Origin of the sequence: Yersinia sp. 2540 StPb PI (assembly GCF_052217165.1) — a bacterium.
Classification (GTDB): domain Bacteria; phylum Pseudomonadota; class Gammaproteobacteria; order Enterobacterales; family Enterobacteriaceae; genus Yersinia; species Yersinia enterocolitica_E.
This window is the reverse complement of the sequence record NZ_JAZGQC010000001.1, coordinates 3,757,361-3,774,924: the sequence shown is the minus strand read 5'-3', so window position 1 is coordinate 3,774,924 and position 17,564 is coordinate 3,757,361. Positions and strand designations below refer to the sequence as shown.

Sequence of the window (17,564 nt, the reverse complement as noted above, 5' to 3'; positions counted from 1 at the left end):
AAAAGCTAATTCAAAATCATGGTGCTGGTGCTGGATTTTTCTGCTTTTCTTCTGCCAGCCGGTGTTCCAGTTCAACCAATTGTTCTGGTGAGACGGCCGGATAACCTTGTGCGTCATCGGGGATCACATGTATCGCAGGGATAGGGATTAATGGCCCAAGAAAACGTGGTTCGCGTTTCAGAATATAGAGATCCGTCAATGCGCCGAGACGGGCAAAAATCTCACGCACTCGCACATTGAGCATATCTTTGGGGGACGGGACGGCAAAACACTGCGCCTGAATCCCCATATGGAGGGCGATAAACAGTGCCCGTTCGCAGTGGAAGCGCTGGGTAATGATAATAAAATCGTTGGTGTCGAATACCTTACGGGTGCGCACGATGGAGTCCAATGTACGGAAGCCCGCGTAATCCAGTACGATATCAGCGGGGGCGACACCGGCGGCGATCAGGTCGCGGCGCATGGTCATCGGCTCATTATAACTTTGCAGCGCATTATCACCGCTGAGCAGTAAATAACTGACTTTGCCACTGTTATAGGCGTTTATCGCCCCTTGAATCCGGTATTGATAAAACTGATTAATACCACCAGTGCGATAATATTTAGCTGTACCCAAGACCACACCGACCTGCCGGTGGGGCAAGTCTTGTAGCTCATCATAGATAAAGGGGGCTGTTTTCCAGCTAATCCAGCGATCGAGCGCAATAGCAGTCACCATCAGCAACCCTACGATGGTAATCAAGCTAATAATCAGGCGTTTCCACATTCTCAGGCCTTTGATGCATTCAATCTACTGGTCATATTTGCAAGGCTACTTTACCTGCGCATGCGGCGCAAGCCTTATACCCTTCGTCCTTGAAGCTACAGCGTTGTTGGCTGCGCGTGCTAACCCGAATCACTGACATGAGTCAGCTCATCGGGATTATTTCACTGGCCGGCTAGCTGTAACTCCAATGCCTTTGGGTATTATCTTTGACCTTGAAGCTACAGGGGGATTCGTTATTCGGCCCATACCGAAGTACAGGCCGAATAATAACTAGAACGATGTGCGCTTATAAGTGCGGTACTGCGGCTGCCAATAGTTATGCTCAATGGCTTTTGCCAGCGCTTCTTCTGAGGTAACAATGGCGACACCTTGCAACTGCGCCGCTTTGCCCACCTGCATTGCAATGCTCTTTGACACAGCCTGAATATCGTCGATACGCGGCAGCAATGCCCCTTCACCGTTCGATGCTAGTGGTGAACAGTCAGCCAATGCACGGCTGGCTGCCATCAACATACCGTCGGTCACCCGCCGGGCGCCCGATGCCAACACCCCCAAACCAATCCCTGGGAAGATATAAGAGTTATTGCATTGTGCAATCGGATACAGCTTCTCCTTGTAACTAACCGGTGAGAATGGGCTGCCCGTGGCAACCAATGCGGCACCATCGGTCCAGTTAATAATGTCTTCTGGCCGTGCTTCAACCCGTGATGTCGGGTTAGACAATGGCATTACAATCGGCCGTGGACAGTGCTGGTGCATCTCGCGGATCAGCTCTTCAGTAAACAACCCCGGCTGGCCTGAGACACCAATCAGCACAGTCGGTTTAGCATTGCGCACCACATCCAGCAGTGAAATTGAGTCACTGGCCAGATTCCAGCTTTGTAGCGCCTCACTCTTTTGCACCAGTTTACTTTGGAAATCCAATAAGTTAGGTAGTTTGTCAGTCAACAGACCAAAACGGTCAACCATAAAGACTCGCGCCCGGGCCTGATCTTCACTCAAACCTTCTGAAATCATCTGTGCAATGATCTGTTCAGCAATACCGCAACCTGCTGATCCGGCGCCGAGGAAGGTGACGGTTTGGTCGCGTAACTGGCTGCCTGCGGCATGGCTGGCAGCAATCAGGCTACCCAGCGTGACCGCCGCGGTACCCTGAATATCATCATTGAAACAACATAGCTCGTCACGGTAGCGGTTCAGCAGCGGGGTGGCATTGTTCTGCGCAAAATCTTCAAACTGCAACAACACATTTGGCCAGCGGCGTTTGACCGCCTGAATGAATTCGTCAACAAAAGCATAATATTCATCACCGGAAATACGCGGATGACGCCATCCCATATACAGCGGGTCATTCAGGCGTTGCGGGTTGTTGGTCCCGACATCTAACACTACCGGCAATGTATAGGCTGGACTGATACCACCGCACGCGGTATACAGCGACAATTTACCAATGGGGATCCCCATGCCGCCAATGCCCTGATCGCCAAGGCCGAGAATACGCTCACCGTCGGTTACCACGATAACTTTTACGTTCTGTTTAGTGGCGTTTTGTAACATATCGTCAATGTGTTCACGGTTTGGGTAAGAGATAAATAACCCACGCGCACGACGATAGATATCAGAGAAGTGTTCACAAGCCTCGCCAACGGTAGGCGTGTAGATAATTGGCATCATCTCGCTGAGATGGGCGTCCAGCAGGCGGTAAAACAGAGTCTCATTGGTGTCTTGAATATTGCGCAGATAGATATGCTTATCGTCGTCATTTTTAAAATCTTGATACTGGCGGTAAGCGCGCTCAGCTTGTTCTTCAATAGTTTCAACCGCTTCAGGCAACAATCCGTGTAAGTTAAAGTGGTTGCGCTCATCATTAGTAAAGGCGCTGCCTTTGTTAAGGAGAGGGAATTCCAACAGGATCGGACCAGCGTAGGGGATATAGAGGGTGCGCTTACTTTCGTATTCAAGTTCCATGAGTTTTACTCTTATATGACTATGGGTATTGATAGCAATTGTTGCCCTGATCCTAAAAGATAAGAAGAATATGTACAGCTTTTGTTAGTTAAATATGTCTGTAATCGGTAAAAGTGCGAGTTAACTTGCAGATTTAGCTGAGCAGTTTATTGGAACCCGGCGTCATTCGTTGCGAGGTCTTGGTGCTATGATCGGCATCGCTCAGGCCGGCTTATGGCTTGGAATACCAGATGATTGATCAGGTCGTACACGCGGGAATGAGTTTCACTGCTATTTAGGGGAATAGGTAGGATTAGCGTGATAACCGGGGGTTAGCCATGTAACCCCCGATTAGTTGGGTATTATTTCGGCAAAAATGTCACGTGTTTTACATCATCGCAACCCAAGGCTGCCAGTGTTGCCAGTGTGGCATCCCACTGAGTCAGTGTCGGATTACTGCCCTCAATCAGCACCGCACGGCGAATGGCCGCGCAATCCCCACCGGTAATGTTGGTCAGGATCAATGCAGCTTGCAGCGGTGGCAGGCTGGGGTTGAAGGCGGCATTTTCTGCATAACGGCCCACATAGATAGCGCCATCAGCCGCTTCCAATGCAACACCGCTATGAGCATTGCTATAAGGGGCATGACTGTGGTTCGCACCTTCGAGGGCTGCCTGAGTCAGTGCATCGGTTTCAGCCACGGTGTAGCCATGAAACACCGGATCCATCAGCAGCGTGGTGATATCCAAATCTTTCGGGCCGAAAGAATCTGGCAAATAGTGACCCAGGGTTGCGGCAGGGCGGCCCGGCAAATGGATATGCAGGTCGGTTCCGCTATTCAGCTCATTCATAAACTGGCGGCAATGGCCACAGGGAGTGTAATTAACAGTAATTGCGACCAGGCTGGCTTCGCCGCGTAACCAGGCATGAGTAACCGCACACTGCTCGGCATGAATGGTTTGTTGTAGCGGTACACCGCTAAACTCCATATTGGCGCCAAAATAGAGGTTGCCGCTGCTCCCCTGAGCGACAGCACCAACCATAAAATGAGAGATTGGCGCCAGCGCACACGCGGCAGCCAGCGGCAACAACGCGAATGCCAGCGCATTGTCATCCAACCCACTGATGCTTTTTACCGTTTCCACTTGCTTCGCTGTCAACATGGCAGGGAAATCGTTTGCGCTCAGAATAGGTTCAAGTGCTGATTGCAGTGAAGCGGGTAGCTTAGCCCAAGGGGCATGAAAACGTGCTTGCATAGGGAGTCTCTCCAAGAGTAACGGGAAACTATTTTAGGCAGCTTAGGGGCTTCTTGATGTGATTGAGGTCTCATTACTAATGAAATCGATGCAAGTAAAATCTCAAATGAGAGATGTATCTCAAATTTAAACCTGAAAACGGACGCTATTTCACCTTGTTACTGTAGACCCTGATGTGCGTTTGCGCGCCAGGGTCTCACGCCATTAGCCGAACAAATGGAGTAACACCGGGAATAGGAAAGGAGCCAACAGTGAAGTGATAATCCCGCAGATTACCAGTGCCAGTGAGCTAAATGCGCCTTCCTGAAAGTCCATTTCAGCACAACGGGCGGTGCCCAGTGCATGGGAGGCGGTACCCATGGCTAAACCTCGCGAGGCCTTAGTGGTTATCTTTAATAAATTTAGCAAGCTATGGCCAAATACCGCACCCAGAATACCGACAAAAATGACGCATACTGCGCTGATGGCGGGTAAGCCATGGATAGACTCAGCGACGGCCATGGCAATAGGTGTGGTGACAGATTTAGGCAATACCGAAGCCGCAATCTCCGGGGTTGCTCCCATCCACAGGGCGACCGCCGTACCACTGACCATGGCGGTAATACTGCCAATAAAACAGATACTGATAATGGATTTCCAGCGGGCGCGAATTTGATGCAATTGTTCATATAGCGGGAAAGCTAGCGCCACCACGGCGGGTTGCAGTAAATCATTCAATACTTTGCTGCCAGCAAAATAGTTGGCATAGGGCATATGCGTGACCAGCAGCAATGGAATGATAACAACCATCGATATCAATAATGGGTTAAGCAGTGGCATTTTCAGCCAGCGGGCTAAACGACGCGCACCAAAGAATACGATTAAGGTGAGTGGCAGTGACCACCATAAATTGCTGATCATTTGTCGTCCTCGGTATGGGTAGGAGAACCAATGACTTTGCGTTCGCGGTGAACATAATGAGAACTGTAAGCTACCACCAGCATGACAATTAGGGTGCTGACAAAGCAGGAAACTACGATGGGACCAAACTGTTTAGTCAGTTGGTCGTAGTACTGCATCACACCGACACCAATCGGCACAAACAACAGCGCCATATAACGGATCAGTAGGTGGCAACCGGGTTTCACCCAGGTTGAAGGCAATATCTGGGATGCCAGCAGAGCAAATAGAATCAGCATCCCAATGATACTGCCAGGGATGGTGATAGGCAGCAACAAGGCCAGTGCTTTACCCGCCCATAAGCACAGATAAATAATGGCGAAAGCCCGCAGGTACTGCCAGCAAAGTGAAGTCACATTGCGCATAGAAAAGGTCCTGAGTTACGGAGTGCATTCATCATACAATTAAGTTTGATTATGTGCTAGCTGTCACACTATGAATAATAGACTCATCATGTATCAAACTGTGAGCGTGTTGATTTGCTACTACACATAACTTATTCGCAGCCCTCCTTGCTGCATTTGGGCGACTATTGGGTATGTTCTGATACCTGATGGGGTTGAGCCGACTGCGTCTTAGCCAATCGATAGCCACGATAGAAAAATGCCAGCCCCAAAATAGCCGCGATAATCAGCATATAGAACATCATCTGCGGTGCGGCCCAGGCTAGCAAGAAGCCACAAAGTACCGGATTAATGGCTCCGCCTAATTGACCGAGATTTTGTACCCCATAGTAACTGCCTTTGAGATTCGCTGGAGCAATAAAATCGATAAACAAGTATTCGACTGGGATAACAATAATTTCGCCCAATGAGAAAATCGCCATTGCCAGCATCCATAGTGGAATTGAATCTTGAGCCGCCATAAATCCGAGTAGGCCAATGATAAAGAACAGGGTGCCAAACATCAGCCAGCGCATTAAGTTCTGCTGATTCATACGGCGACTTAATAAGTATTGCAGGGTAATCACAATAGTTGCATTAACGGTCATTACTGCCCCGATCACCTGATAGGCAAATTTAGCATCTGACACCGTAATCAGATATTGAGATAAATAACCCGAGAATTGGCCAAAGACAATAGCACTGAGCATGCTGCCGAGGGTGAAATAAATCAGCCGTTTATCACAACGTAAGATAGTAAATGTTTGGCGGAAATCCGGTACTGATTCGCTAGCTGAATGTTCTGTTGCTAACATATCGGTACTGCTTATTCTGAATTTCAACGCCACCGCGACCAGCAACGCCAATACCCCCGAAATGATAAAAGGCAATTGTGAGCCAAAACCAACCACCAAAACCCCCATCGCCGGCCCCACCGCCCAGCCGACATTGACCAGTGTGTAGTTAGCTGAAAAGGCTTTAATACGTTCATTTACTGGCAGCCAATCAGCAAAGCAGGCTTTGAGCGCGATACTGTAAACCGAGTAGGCCGAATGCAGCAGCGCCAAAATCAGAATGATCCAGGCCGGATGCTCAATCCATGGCAAAGTAAAAAACGTGGCAGAAAACAGACTTATTGCTAGCAAAATCAATAGCTTTTTATTGAATTTGTCCACCAGATAGCCACCATATAGGCTAGTGAAAATACCTAGCGTCAAACTTGCCCCTAACACCAGCCCGACTTTATCGGGAGCCAACTGAAAATGCTCAGCCAAATAGATAGTTATAAAGGGCAGGGTGATAGCTCGCCCAATAGTCAGGACCAGCGAAGCAATCAATAAATTAGTGACACGTGATGGAAATCCTTTCATGGTATTTTCTTTTTTAATTATTTGGATAATAAGATATATCTATGCGGATTATTTCTAATAAAAAGAATGACTCGCACAGCGCTACGACAGTGGCTCAACCAACTACATTAGACTATTGCGGCGATAAAAAGAGGGGGAGGGAGGAAAAATTTTTGTAAGCAGCAGATCGACCTGAATCGATCTGCCATTAATTGATATCGCCAAGGTCATGGGCGTTACCGCTAACATAGCAGTAACGTCAAGGACGAAGAGGATAATTAACCTAAATATTCGATGATTGACAGCCCAGCGTTATAATCGGTGCTGTAGATAAGCCCTTGTGCATCAACAAACACATCACATGACTGAATAACTTGTGGCCGACCAGGGCGTTTATCCACCATTTTTTCCGGGGCTGCAGGCACTAATGCACCGGTTTCCTTCGGTTGGTATGGGTTACTGATGTCGTAAGCGCGCACTCCGGCATTTTGATAGGTAGCAAAAATCAGTGACGAACTGATAAAGCTGCCTGGGCGGTTCTCATGCAGATTGTGCGGGCCGAAATGCGCCCCTTTTGAGACGTAATCTCGCTCACCAGGTACCGGAAAAGTTGAGATACTCACCGGATTGCTTGGCGCACGAATATCGAACAGCCAAATATGCTTTTCACCATCTTCCTGATTATCCAGCACCGCCTCATCCAGCACCACTAATAGGTCGCGGTCTGGCAATGGGAGTGCAGTATGGGTGCCGCCGCCAAAGGGAGGGCTCCAGTTGCGATGGCTTATCAGTTTCGGCTCATGCCGGTCAGAGACATCCAGCAGGGTCAGGCCACCATCGCGCCAACTGCCATAGGCTGTATCACCGCTGATAATGGCATGATGCAATGCGTAACGTTTGCCTTCTGGCCAGCTTGGTTGCTCACCCGCCGCAGTATGCATGCCGGGTAAAGCATAACGCCCCGCCACCAGTGGTTTTTGCGGGTCAGCCAGATCAATGGTCAGGAAAATATAATCACTGTAGCCATCCAGCAATGCAGAAACATAAGCCCAGCGGCCGCCAACATACCAGATGCGATGAATACCAATACCATCAAGCGGCAGGAAGCTAATTTCACGCGGTCTATCCGGTATCGAAATATCAAAAATACGTAAACCGGCACTCCAACTGCGACCTTCCTGCCGGGTACTGACGGTTTGTGCTACGGAGCGAGTGTAATAGACTTTCTCTTGCGCAAAACTGGCGTCGGCAAACAGGTCGCGTGCGTTAATCACCAGCAGCAGGTCATCATGGACTTGTAAGTGTACGTTCCAGGTATTGGGGGGGGCGGCGATAAAACCTGCCGGGCGCGGATTTTTTGCATCCCGCACATCAATAATTGATACCCCTTGCGATACCATATGGCCGACATAGGCGTAGCCACGGTGCACCATTACCTGTACACCGTCGGGTTTTCCGCCCTGATTGCTATGGCCAATCAGCCGCATATTGCGGCTGTATTCGGGTTGTGGCAAGGAAGCTTGCGCTGCCATCTATTTCACTCCCAATCGGTTAGATTTACTGGCCGTTTTTGGCGGCAAGGGTGGCAAACCAGGGTGAGTTGAAATCATCAGATTGGCCCCAGCCCGGAATGATTTTACTCAAGCCTGCCACGTTAACCGCGCCGGGTTGACTGGCCAGCAAGGCTTGTGGAATGGATGCAGCACGGAACTCATAACTGGCAGGCGTCTCTTCCCCAGCAATCTTCTTGGCGACCAAACGCAAGTTAACGGCTCCAATCAGTTTAGGATCGACGGCAACACTGACTTTCCATGGGCTATTGGCTTCACGCATCAGTTGTAAATCCTGATTCGATATATCAATGCTGTAGAGTTTGATCTCGGTACGGCCATTTTCCTGTAAGGCTTTATAAGCGCCTTGAGTAAAGGCATCCCAAGTTCCCCAGATTGCATCGATTTTGCCTTTCGGATATTTTGCCAATACGGCACCGACTTTATTGGCGGTATCACCCTGCACATCAGAAGACACGGCTCCGATAGACTCCAGTTCATGAATACCCGGATTCTGTTTTAGCAGTGCCTGATAAGCGGCCTGGCGACGTTCCATCGGTGGGAAACCGGCAACCCAAAGCTTGATGATATTGGCTTTACCGTTGAAGTCTTTGACCAATTGACCAAAGGATTCATTGGTCAGGGATGCATCATCCTGCTGAGTGACGGTCAGGCCGGGAATCTCGCCCTGAATAGCGGTATCGAACACCGATACCGCAATACCGCTGGCTGCAATCCGTTTGACCAGTTCGGTTGAGTACGGGTCACGCCCCTGAGAGAGAATGATGCCGTCATATTTTTGGCTGATGGCCTGATTCACAAAGTCTTGAAAACGGGCGTCGTCACCATTGCTCAAGAAGGTATCGACTTTGAAACCGAGCTTTTTACCTTCTTTTAATACACCGGACAAAAACTGAGTGGTGTTGTCATCAGATCCCAGGTTACGGATCACGGCAATTTTAATCTGCCCTGGATGTTTGGCGATAGCATCTGGGATCGGGGCTACCGTGGCGGTGTCCGCTGCGAATACCGGCAGTGCTGTCAGTAGGCTCAGGGCCAGCAAAGGGGAAGCAATTTTTTTCATCCGAAACTCCGTCATGGTGTCGATAAGTTATGCAAAGTGAGTGTTGTTGTCGTTGTTATGGCTATCTTTGTGTCTAGACGTCTATTCGCTGCTGTACAGCATCATAACCATAACTATTTTGATTAGGAATTAACTTTGTTATGAATTTTTGGATTGGGTTATATCTTTTAGTTTGGATGGCTTAAATAAGCAGCAAAATAGGGCGAATGGATTATTATGCTGCGAGGAAATAGGCTTAATAACCTTTCTATTGCAATGGTTTATTCTGACGATGAGTATTCCTTATTTTTATTAGGATTAATTTTTTATTTCGTTGTTTGCTCAGTACTGAGACCCTAATGAAAATGTGTAGTAATCAATAATAGAGGTTCAATTCCATAATATAGATAGGTTTTGTAATGTTAAAGTTAATGATATTTAAAGGATTAAAGTCACTATGGAAAAAGTTAGCAGTCTATATAAATTCAGGCAGGAGAGTGCTGATAGAACACAACTGAGTTTGTGCTGTTTTACCTATAAGAATATCTATTTTTATCTGTCACGCAGTGAGTTTTTATTTCTATTTATTCGCTATTTATTAGCATTAACGGTACTCATTTTTTTAATAATGATACTATTTCCTGATTTAGCAGATGAACTCTTGTCTTTATCGATTCAGGTTTTCCCCGCAGTCTACTCATTAGTCTTATTGCTGCCTTGCTACAATCGGTTAACCTACCAAAATCTGACGCCTTATTGGTTGGTTTTTCATCTTTTCCCCATTATTGAAATGGTTATACACAATACAGTTACCTCATTCTTATCAGATTTATTTTTACTGTATCTGATATTTATCAATATTTATAATGTGAAACTGCCAGATTGTGAGCGAAAAAAACAATTTGCTGCTGTTATACCGGAAGAGTATCCGTTTGGTCTCACTATTGCTTGCTTTAGTGCATTATATATAAGTTTCTTTCTATTATTTGAACTGGATGATGCCGTTATTTCCCTGATGTTACTGTCGTGGATTTTCTTTTTACTGGCAAGGTGGCATTGGCCGGTTGTGATGTTAAATTTATTAGGCGTCATCGGCGTATTTTGGTTTTTCGCATCAGGTTTTGTCGAGATGAAACATCATAAGAATATTATTATTAATGCGCTAATTAAGGTTTCCTTGCTGGACAGTATTCTGTTTCTTATTTTCTCATTAAGCTTATTTATTAATATGCTGTTTTGGTTGGAGGCATGGCAACGGGAGCGGTTGTCCACCATTACCAACATTGTGCGATAAAAAATGCCGGTTGGGTTTCCCCTGACCGGCATTTTTGCTATTTCCTGACAATTTAGTTATTCCCTGACAACCACTTTCGTCAGAGAACTCTGTCATACATCAAATCATTTCACTTGCATGCCGGGTTGGGCACCACTGTCTGGGCTAAGCAGGAAGATATCTTTACCGCCAGGGCCTGCTGCCATCACCATACCTTCTGAAAGACCGAAGCGCATTTTGCGTGGTGCCAGGTTAGCCACCATCATGGTCAATCGGCCTTCCAATACTTTCGGGTCAGGATAGGCAGAACGGATGCCAGAGAAGACCTGGCGAGTTTGGCCGCCGATATCCAAAGTCAATTTCAATAACTTATCAGAGCCTTCAACAAATTCTGCCTGCTGAATCAGCGCAATACGCATATCCACTTTAGCAAAATCATCAAAACTGATGGTTTCCTGAATCGGAGAGTCAGCTAATGGCCCGGTGGCTACCACTGTTGGTGCCATATCCGCTTTAGACGAAGTAACCATTTCGTTAACTTTATCTAAATCGATACGATTGAACAGGGCTTTAAAGGTATTGATCTGATGGCCTAACAGCGGTTGTTGAATGCTATCCCACGTCAGTTCGGTATTGAGGAAAGCCTCAGTACGTTCAGTCAGCGATGGCAATACCGGTTTCAGGTAAGTCATCAGTACGCGGAACAGATTGATACCCAAGGAGCAAACCGCTTGTAGGTCGGCATCGCGACCTTCCTCTTTCGCTATCACCCACGGGGCTTGTTCATCAACATAACGATTGGCAATATCAGCCAGTGCCATGATTTCACGGATAGCTTTGCCTGATTCGCGGCTGTTATAGGCATCTGCAATGCTGATAGCCGCATCAGTGAAGGTTTTATACAGCACCGGATCTGCCAACTGGTCGGCTAATTTACCGTCAAAGCGTTTATTGATAAAACCTGCATTACGCGAAGCCAGATTCACAACTTTATTGACGATATCGGTATTAACACGCTGGACAAAATCTTCCAGATTTAAATCAATATCATCAATGCGTGAAGAGAGTTTCGCGGCGTAGTAATAACGCAAGCAATCAGCATCAAAGTGTTGCAGGTAGGTGCTGGCTTTAATGAATGTGCCGCGTGATTTCGACATTTTCGCGCCGTTTACCGTGACATAACCATGAACAAAGATATTGGTCGGTTTGCGGAAATTGCTGCCTTCCAACATGGCAGGCCAAAACAGGCTATGGAAGTAAACAATGTCTTTACCAATAAAGTGATAAAGATCGGTTTCAGAACCTTCACGCCAGAACTCATCAAAGTCCAGATCGCCGCGCTTGTCGCACAGATTCTTAAACGACCCCATATAGCCGATTGGGGCATCCAGCCAGACATAGAAATATTTACCTGGCGCATCCGGCACTTCAAAACCGAAGTAGGGCGCATCACGGGTGATATCCCACTGTTGTAGGCCAGACTCAAACCATTCCTGCATTTTGTTCGCAACTTGCTCTTGCAGCGCACCAGAACGCGTCCAGGCTTGCAACATATCGCTGAAGGCCGGCAGGTCGAAGAAGAAATGTTCAGATTCGCGCATCACCGGAGTCGCACCAGAAACCGCCGATTTTGGGCTGATAAGTTCAGTCGGGCTGTAGGTTGCGCCACACACTTCACAGTTATCGCCATATTGATCTGGCGCTTTACACTTCGGACAGGTGCCTTTGACAAAACGATCGGGCAGGAACATGCCTTTCTCAGGGTCATAGAGCTGAGAAATGGTGCGATTCTTGATATAACCGTTTGCTTTCAGACGGCTGTATATCAGGCTCGACAGTTCACGGTTTTCATCACTGTGAGTGGAGTGATAGTTATCATAACTGATAGCGAAACCGGCGAAATCCTGTTGGTGTTCCTGGCTCATTTCGGCAATCATCTGCTCTGGTTCGATACCCAGTTGCTGAGCTTTCAGCATGATCGGGGTGCCGTGGGCATCATCTGCACAGATAAAATGAACCTGGTTGCCGCGCATTCGCTGGAAACGGACCCAGATATCTGCCTGGATGTGCTCGAGCATGTGGCCGAGATGTATAGAACCGTTAGCGTATGGTAGCGCGGACGTCACCAATATTTTTTTCGCGACTTGAGCCATAGTGGGAAATTGCTTTCTTTATGTCGATTAAAGGGTCTTTGATGTTAACCGATATGCTGGCTTGCCGCTAGGGTAAGGCAACCCGCACTTTGCCTTAAGTCATAATCGGTTTACTTTGGTGACACAGGGGCAACTGAGTTCTGGTACACTATCATTGGTTAATAACGATAAATTCAAGGAGCCGGGATGAGCCCAAAATCCCCCGAGCAGACCACCCCTGACCTGCTGCAATCACAAATTTCAAAGGTTCTTACGGCCTTTACTCACCCAACCTTGCAAAAGGATCTCCATACCCTGCGTGCTATCCACCATTGCGCCTTATTGGACAATGTGTTGCATATCGAGCTGGTGATGCCGTTTGCTTGGCAATATGGTTTTGATGCATTGAAAGAGTCGGTCAGCGGGGAATTGCTGGCAGTGACTGGTGCTAAAGCTATTGATTGGAAGCTGTCACATAATATCACCACGCTCAAACGTGCCAATGATCAGCCGGGTATCAAAGGCGTGCGTAATATTGTGGCTGTCAGTTCGGGTAAAGGTGGTGTGGGGAAATCCAGTACCGCCGTTAATCTGGCACTGGCATTGGCGGAAGAGGGGGCCAAAGTCGGCATTCTGGATGCCGATATTTATGGCCCTTCCATTCCCAATATGCTTGGAACCATGAATCAGCGGCCAACGTCCCCTGACGGCAAGCATATGGCACCGATCATGGCTCACGGTCTGGCGACTAACTCGATTGGTTATCTGGTCACTGATGAGAACGCTATGGTGTGGCGCGGCCCGATGGCCAGTAAGGCATTGATGCAGATGCTGCAAGACACCTTATGGCCGGACTTGGATTATTTGGTGATTGATATGCCACCGGGTACCGGTGATATCCAGTTGACGCTGTCGCAAAATATCCCGGTGACGGGAGCATTGGTGGTGACAACGCCACAAGACATTGCCTTAATCGATGCCATGAAAGGCATTGTGATGTTTGAGAAAGTGCATGTGCCAGTGTTGGGTATTATTGAAAATATGAGCATGCATATTTGCAGCAATTGCGGCCATTTGGAGCCTATTTTCGGCACCGGCGGGGCGGAGAAACTGGCGCAGAAGTACCATTGCAAACTGTTGGGCCAAATTCCATTGCATATTTCTTTGCGCGAAGATCTTGATCGCGGCGAACCAACGGTTATTAGCCACCCTGACAGTGAATTTGCTGATATCTATCGCCAACTGGCATCAAATGTGGCGGCAGAGATGTACTGGCAAGGGGAAGCTATCCCAACGGAAATCTCATTCCGCGCGGTGTAACAGCCGCTAACACCCCTGCGGCGTCAAAGACGCAAAATTATACCCTGCGGCGTCAAAGACGCAGGGTATAGTGCTGGCATCAAACCCGCTAACTCCTTATAATTGCCGCGCTCGAAGCACCTAGCGTGCTTTGTCTCCCCTCACACTTCGTAATCAGGTCTTTAATTTTATGACTGACAAAGCACACCAGTGCGTCATTATCGGGATAGCGGGTGCCTCAGCCTCCGGAAAAAGTCTTATCGCCAGCACGCTGTATCGCGAATTACGCGAGCAGGTAGGTGACCAACATATCGGCGTTATCCCTGAGGATGGTTATTACAAAGACCAGAGTCATCTGTCAATGGAAGAGCGGGTCAAAACCAACTATGACCATCCCAGTGCCATGGATCACAACTTATTGCTGGAGCATTTGCAATCGTTGAAAGCAGGCCGGTCGATTGAACTGCCGCTTTACAGTTACACTGAGCACACCCGCAAAAAAGAAACCGTCCATTTAGAACCCAAAAAAGTGATTATTTTGGAAGGGATCTTGTTGTTGACCGATATCCGTCTGCGTCAGGAGATGAATTTCTCGATCTTTGTTGATACCCCGCTGGATATCTGCCTGATGCGCCGTATGAAGCGTGATGTTAATGAGCGTGGTCGTTCGATGGACTCTGTGATGGCGCAATATCAGAAGACTGTGCGTCCAATGTTTCTGCAATTTATAGAACCATCCAAACAATATGCTGACATTATCGTTCCTCGCGGTGGTAAGAACCGAATTGCGATCGATATTCTAAAAGCGAAAATCAGTCAGTTCTTTGAGTAATGTTCGTCTGGACCTTTGCTTCTTAATATGGCAGCTTGCGTAGTAGATAAGCTGTAACATGCGAATTTTGATGGGGATTTTAGCAATGAGACTGTGCGATCGTGACATAGAAGCCTGGCTGGACAGCGGTAAATTAGGTATTGATCCTCGCCCACCGGTAGAACGTATCAATGGTGCCACAGTCGATGTTCGCTTAGGCAACCAATTCCGTGTATTCAATGGTCACACGGCGGCATTTATTGACTTAAGCGGTCCGAAGGATGAAGTCAGCGAAGCGCTGGAACGAGTCATGAGCGATGAAATCAATCTGCCGGAAGGAGAGGCATTCTTCCTGCATCCAGGGGAGTTGGCGCTGGCAGTGACACTGGAGTCGGTGACAATCCCTGATGACTTGGTCGGCTGGCTTGATGGTCGTTCCTCATTAGCTCGCCTTGGATTAATGGTGCATGTTACCGCACACCGTATAGATCCGGGTTGGCAAGGCAGGATTGTGCTGGAGTTCTATAATTCAGGTAAGCTGCCATTGGCGCTACGCCCAGGGATGTTAATTGGCGCGCTGAGTTTTGAACCACTCTCCGGCCCGGCAGCGCGCCCTTATAACAGCCGTCAGGACGCAAAATATCGTGGTCAACAAGGTGCTGTAGCCAGTCGTATCGATAAAGATTAGCCATTTCTTGCGCAAAGTTTAGCCTGTTTGGACTTTTTAGCCTGATTAGACAAGAGGATGTCATGAGACGATTACTGACGACGTTAATTATCCTGCTGGTTGTGTTAGTTGCAGGGATGAGCGCATTAGTATTGCTGGTTAATCCTAATGACTTTCGCGCCTACATGGTCAAACAGGTAGAGAGAAAAAGTGGTTATCAGTTGCAACTGGAAGGGGATTTGCGCTGGCATGTCTGGCCCCAGCTTAGCATTATTGCTGGCCGGACCGCGCTGACTGCCCCCGGTGCGGCGGCACCGGTTGTCAGTGCTGAAAATATGCGGCTGGATGTCAAACTTTGGCCTCTATTATCACATCAACTTGAAGTAAAACAGGTGATGTTGAAAGGGGCGGTTATCCGCTTGACGCCCGACAGTGAAGCCCAACAACAGCCTGACGCTCCTGTTGCACCATCCGGTAATGTGCCTGTTAATGAGCACCGTGCCTGGAAGCTCGACATTAATAAAGTACAAATCGCTGATAGCCTGTTGATTTGGCAGCGGGCAGACAATGATCAAGTCAATGTACGTGATATCAATCTTGAACTTCAACAAGATGCCCAACGCCAAGTACATATCTCTCTCTCCAGCCGTGTTAACCGTAACCAACGTGATGTGACTTTCTCACTGGTCGCGGATGCAGACATGCGCCATTATCCACAGCAGTACAGCGCCAATATCAGCCAATTCAGTTATAAATTGGAAGGTGCGGATATTCCTGTTGGCGGCGTGAGCGGCGAAGGGACACTACAAGCCAGTTATCAACACGATATTCAACAATTATTGCTGAACCAACTGAGCTTCTCGGCTAATAACAACCAGTTGACGGGGACCGCCAAGGCCACCTTGGGGGAGGTACCCGATTATGTTATCAATTTGGCTGCCGACAATCTTAATCTGGATTCTATTTTTGGTTGGGAGTCTAAAAGTACGGTTGCCAGCAAAGAAACGGCCAAACAGCTTGCCGTGACAGCGCCGGTGATTGCGATTCAGGCTGATGATGATGTCGGGCAGGACTTGCAGGCATTACGCGACTTTACCGCCCAAATATCGCTAACGGCGAATAACCTGGTCTATCGGGCGATTAAAATCAGTCAACTCAATCTTCAAGCCTCTAATCAGCGCGGGAATGTAGAGATTAGCCGCTTAACCGGTAGTGCGGTTGAGGGCGATTTTTCGTTGCCAGGCTCACTGGATGTGACGGGCAAGAGGGTCCTGGCTACCGTTAACCCAGTGATAAACCATATGGAATTGGGGCCGGTTCTATTGGCCGCCGGTTTGCCGCCGATGATGACGGGCAAATTTTCCATGAAAGCGCAGTTGTCTGGTGATGGCCTCAATGTTGAGGCATTCAACCACCGTTGGCAGGGGGATGCGCAGTTCGGCATGACTAATGCGCGGCTGGAAGGGCTGAATATTCAACAGCTTATTCAACAGGCGGTGACTCGCAGTTCCAGTGATGTCAAAGGTCAGGATCGTTATGAGCGTTATACTGAGGTTACACAGCTACAAGCGAGCTTGGCGTTGCACCGAGGATCAATGAAAGTCAGTAATCTTAGTGCCGATTCGGCGTTGATTTCCATTAAAGGTAATGGGTCACTTAATTTACCCGCACAGCAATGTGATATGAATCTGGCGGTGCGGGTTATGCAAGGCTGGAGCGGGCAAGATAGCCTGGTAAAAATGTTGCAAGCTACTGATATCCCTCTGCGCATTTATGGTCCGTGGACTCAGCTTAGCTATCAATTGAATGTCGAACAGTTGTTGCGTAATGAATTACAGCAGCGAGCTAAAAAAGCACTCAATGATTGGGCAGAGCGTAATCAACAAAACCGTGCTAGCAAAGATCTTAAAAAGCTTATCGATAAGCTTTAATTACCCATTATCTCCGATAGGCATGGCTGTTTATCGGAGATAATGACGGCATACTGTTATCTATTTGTTGTATAATTGTTCACCAATCTCGCCATTCAAAACATAAAATCCTCTCTCTTGCTCACAAACTACTATTTGTTTCTAAAATCTCTGCGAATCATTGATAGATGTCATAAACTCGCCGATGGACTTTGGGCA

At 47.9% G+C, this 17,564-nt stretch carries 14 protein-coding genes; 5 read left to right on the top strand and 9 right to left on the bottom strand.

Annotated features, from left to right (window positions below; genetic code table 11):
- Positions 1 to 16: 16 nt before the first annotated feature.
- From sanA to V1956_RS17525, 8 genes are all read right to left on the bottom strand, one after another.
- A complete protein-coding gene (sanA, locus tag V1956_RS17560) occupies positions 17 to 766 on the bottom strand; it encodes an outer membrane permeability protein SanA (protein ID WP_420071640.1) in 750 nt (249 codons plus the stop codon).
- Between the two features lie 270 nt (positions 767 to 1,036).
- Positions 1,037 to 2,734 (bottom strand): NAD-dependent malic enzyme, encoded by a 1,698-nt coding sequence (locus tag V1956_RS17555; RefSeq protein WP_372558454.1) that lies wholly within the window; start codon positions 2,732 to 2,734, stop codon positions 1,037 to 1,039.
- A 341-nt stretch (positions 2,735 to 3,075) separates the two neighbouring features.
- Positions 3,076 to 3,969, bottom strand: a complete 894-nt coding sequence (gene cdd / locus V1956_RS17550; protein WP_420072313.1) for a cytidine deaminase — start codon at positions 3,967 to 3,969, stop codon at positions 3,076 to 3,078.
- 204 nt (positions 3,970 to 4,173) lie between these two features.
- A complete protein-coding gene (locus V1956_RS17545) occupies positions 4,174 to 4,869 on the bottom strand; it encodes a CidB/LrgB family autolysis modulator (RefSeq protein WP_032906846.1) in 696 nt (231 codons plus the stop codon).
- Complete coding sequence (locus V1956_RS17540; protein WP_005187673.1) at positions 4,866 to 5,273, bottom strand: CidA/LrgA family protein; 408 nt, start codon at positions 5,271 to 5,273, stop codon at positions 4,866 to 4,868. The genes V1956_RS17545 and V1956_RS17540 overlap by 4 nt, the downstream gene beginning before the upstream one ends.
- A 164-nt stretch (positions 5,274 to 5,437) precedes the next feature.
- Positions 5,438 to 6,661: an MFS transporter gene (locus tag V1956_RS17535; RefSeq protein ID WP_083159359.1), complete on the bottom strand. Its 1,224-nt coding sequence runs from the start codon at positions 6,659 to 6,661 to the stop codon at positions 5,438 to 5,440.
- Positions 6,662 to 6,918: 257 nt separating this feature from the next.
- Complete coding sequence (locus V1956_RS17530) at positions 6,919 to 8,172, bottom strand: LVIVD repeat-containing protein (protein ID WP_442825423.1); 1,254 nt, start codon at positions 8,170 to 8,172, stop codon at positions 6,919 to 6,921.
- A 25-nt stretch (positions 8,173 to 8,197) separates the two neighbouring features.
- Positions 8,198 to 9,274 (bottom strand): sugar ABC transporter substrate-binding protein, encoded by a 1,077-nt coding sequence (locus V1956_RS17525; protein ID WP_193784687.1) that lies wholly within the window; start codon positions 9,272 to 9,274, stop codon positions 8,198 to 8,200.
- A 436-nt stretch (positions 9,275 to 9,710) separates the two neighbouring features.
- Here V1956_RS17525 and V1956_RS17520 point away from each other — a divergent pair, with 436 nt between their 5' ends.
- Positions 9,711 to 10,547, top strand: coding sequence for a hypothetical protein (locus V1956_RS17520; RefSeq protein WP_442825422.1), 837 nt, complete (start codon positions 9,711 to 9,713; stop codon positions 10,545 to 10,547).
- 104 nt (positions 10,548 to 10,651) lie between these two features.
- Here V1956_RS17520 and metG read toward each other — a convergent pair whose 3' ends face one another.
- Positions 10,652 to 12,679: a methionine--tRNA ligase gene (gene metG, locus V1956_RS17515; protein WP_442825421.1), complete on the bottom strand. Its 2,028-nt coding sequence runs from the start codon at positions 12,677 to 12,679 to the stop codon at positions 10,652 to 10,654.
- A 186-nt stretch (positions 12,680 to 12,865) separates the two neighbouring features.
- Between metG and apbC the strand changes: the two genes are divergently transcribed.
- From apbC to asmA, 4 genes are all read left to right on the top strand, one after another.
- Positions 12,866 to 13,978: an iron-sulfur cluster carrier protein ApbC gene (apbC, locus tag V1956_RS17510; RefSeq protein WP_083159354.1), complete on the top strand. Its 1,113-nt coding sequence runs from the start codon at positions 12,866 to 12,868 to the stop codon at positions 13,976 to 13,978.
- 169 nt (positions 13,979 to 14,147) lie between these two features.
- On the top strand, positions 14,148 to 14,789 hold the full coding sequence (gene udk, locus V1956_RS17505) for a uridine kinase (RefSeq protein ID WP_083159353.1): 642 nt from the start codon (positions 14,148 to 14,150) through the stop codon (positions 14,787 to 14,789).
- Positions 14,790 to 14,874: 85 nt separating this feature from the next.
- The gene (gene dcd, locus V1956_RS17500) at positions 14,875 to 15,456 is read left to right on the top strand and encodes a dCTP deaminase (RefSeq protein ID WP_032906849.1); all 582 of its coding nucleotides are present in this window, start codon (positions 14,875 to 14,877) and stop codon (positions 15,454 to 15,456) included.
- A gap of 62 nt (positions 15,457 to 15,518) precedes the next feature.
- Complete coding sequence (asmA, locus tag V1956_RS17495; RefSeq protein WP_420075114.1) at positions 15,519 to 17,366, top strand: outer membrane assembly protein AsmA; 1,848 nt, start codon at positions 15,519 to 15,521, stop codon at positions 17,364 to 17,366.
- The last annotated feature ends 198 nt before the right edge of the window (positions 17,367 to 17,564 follow it).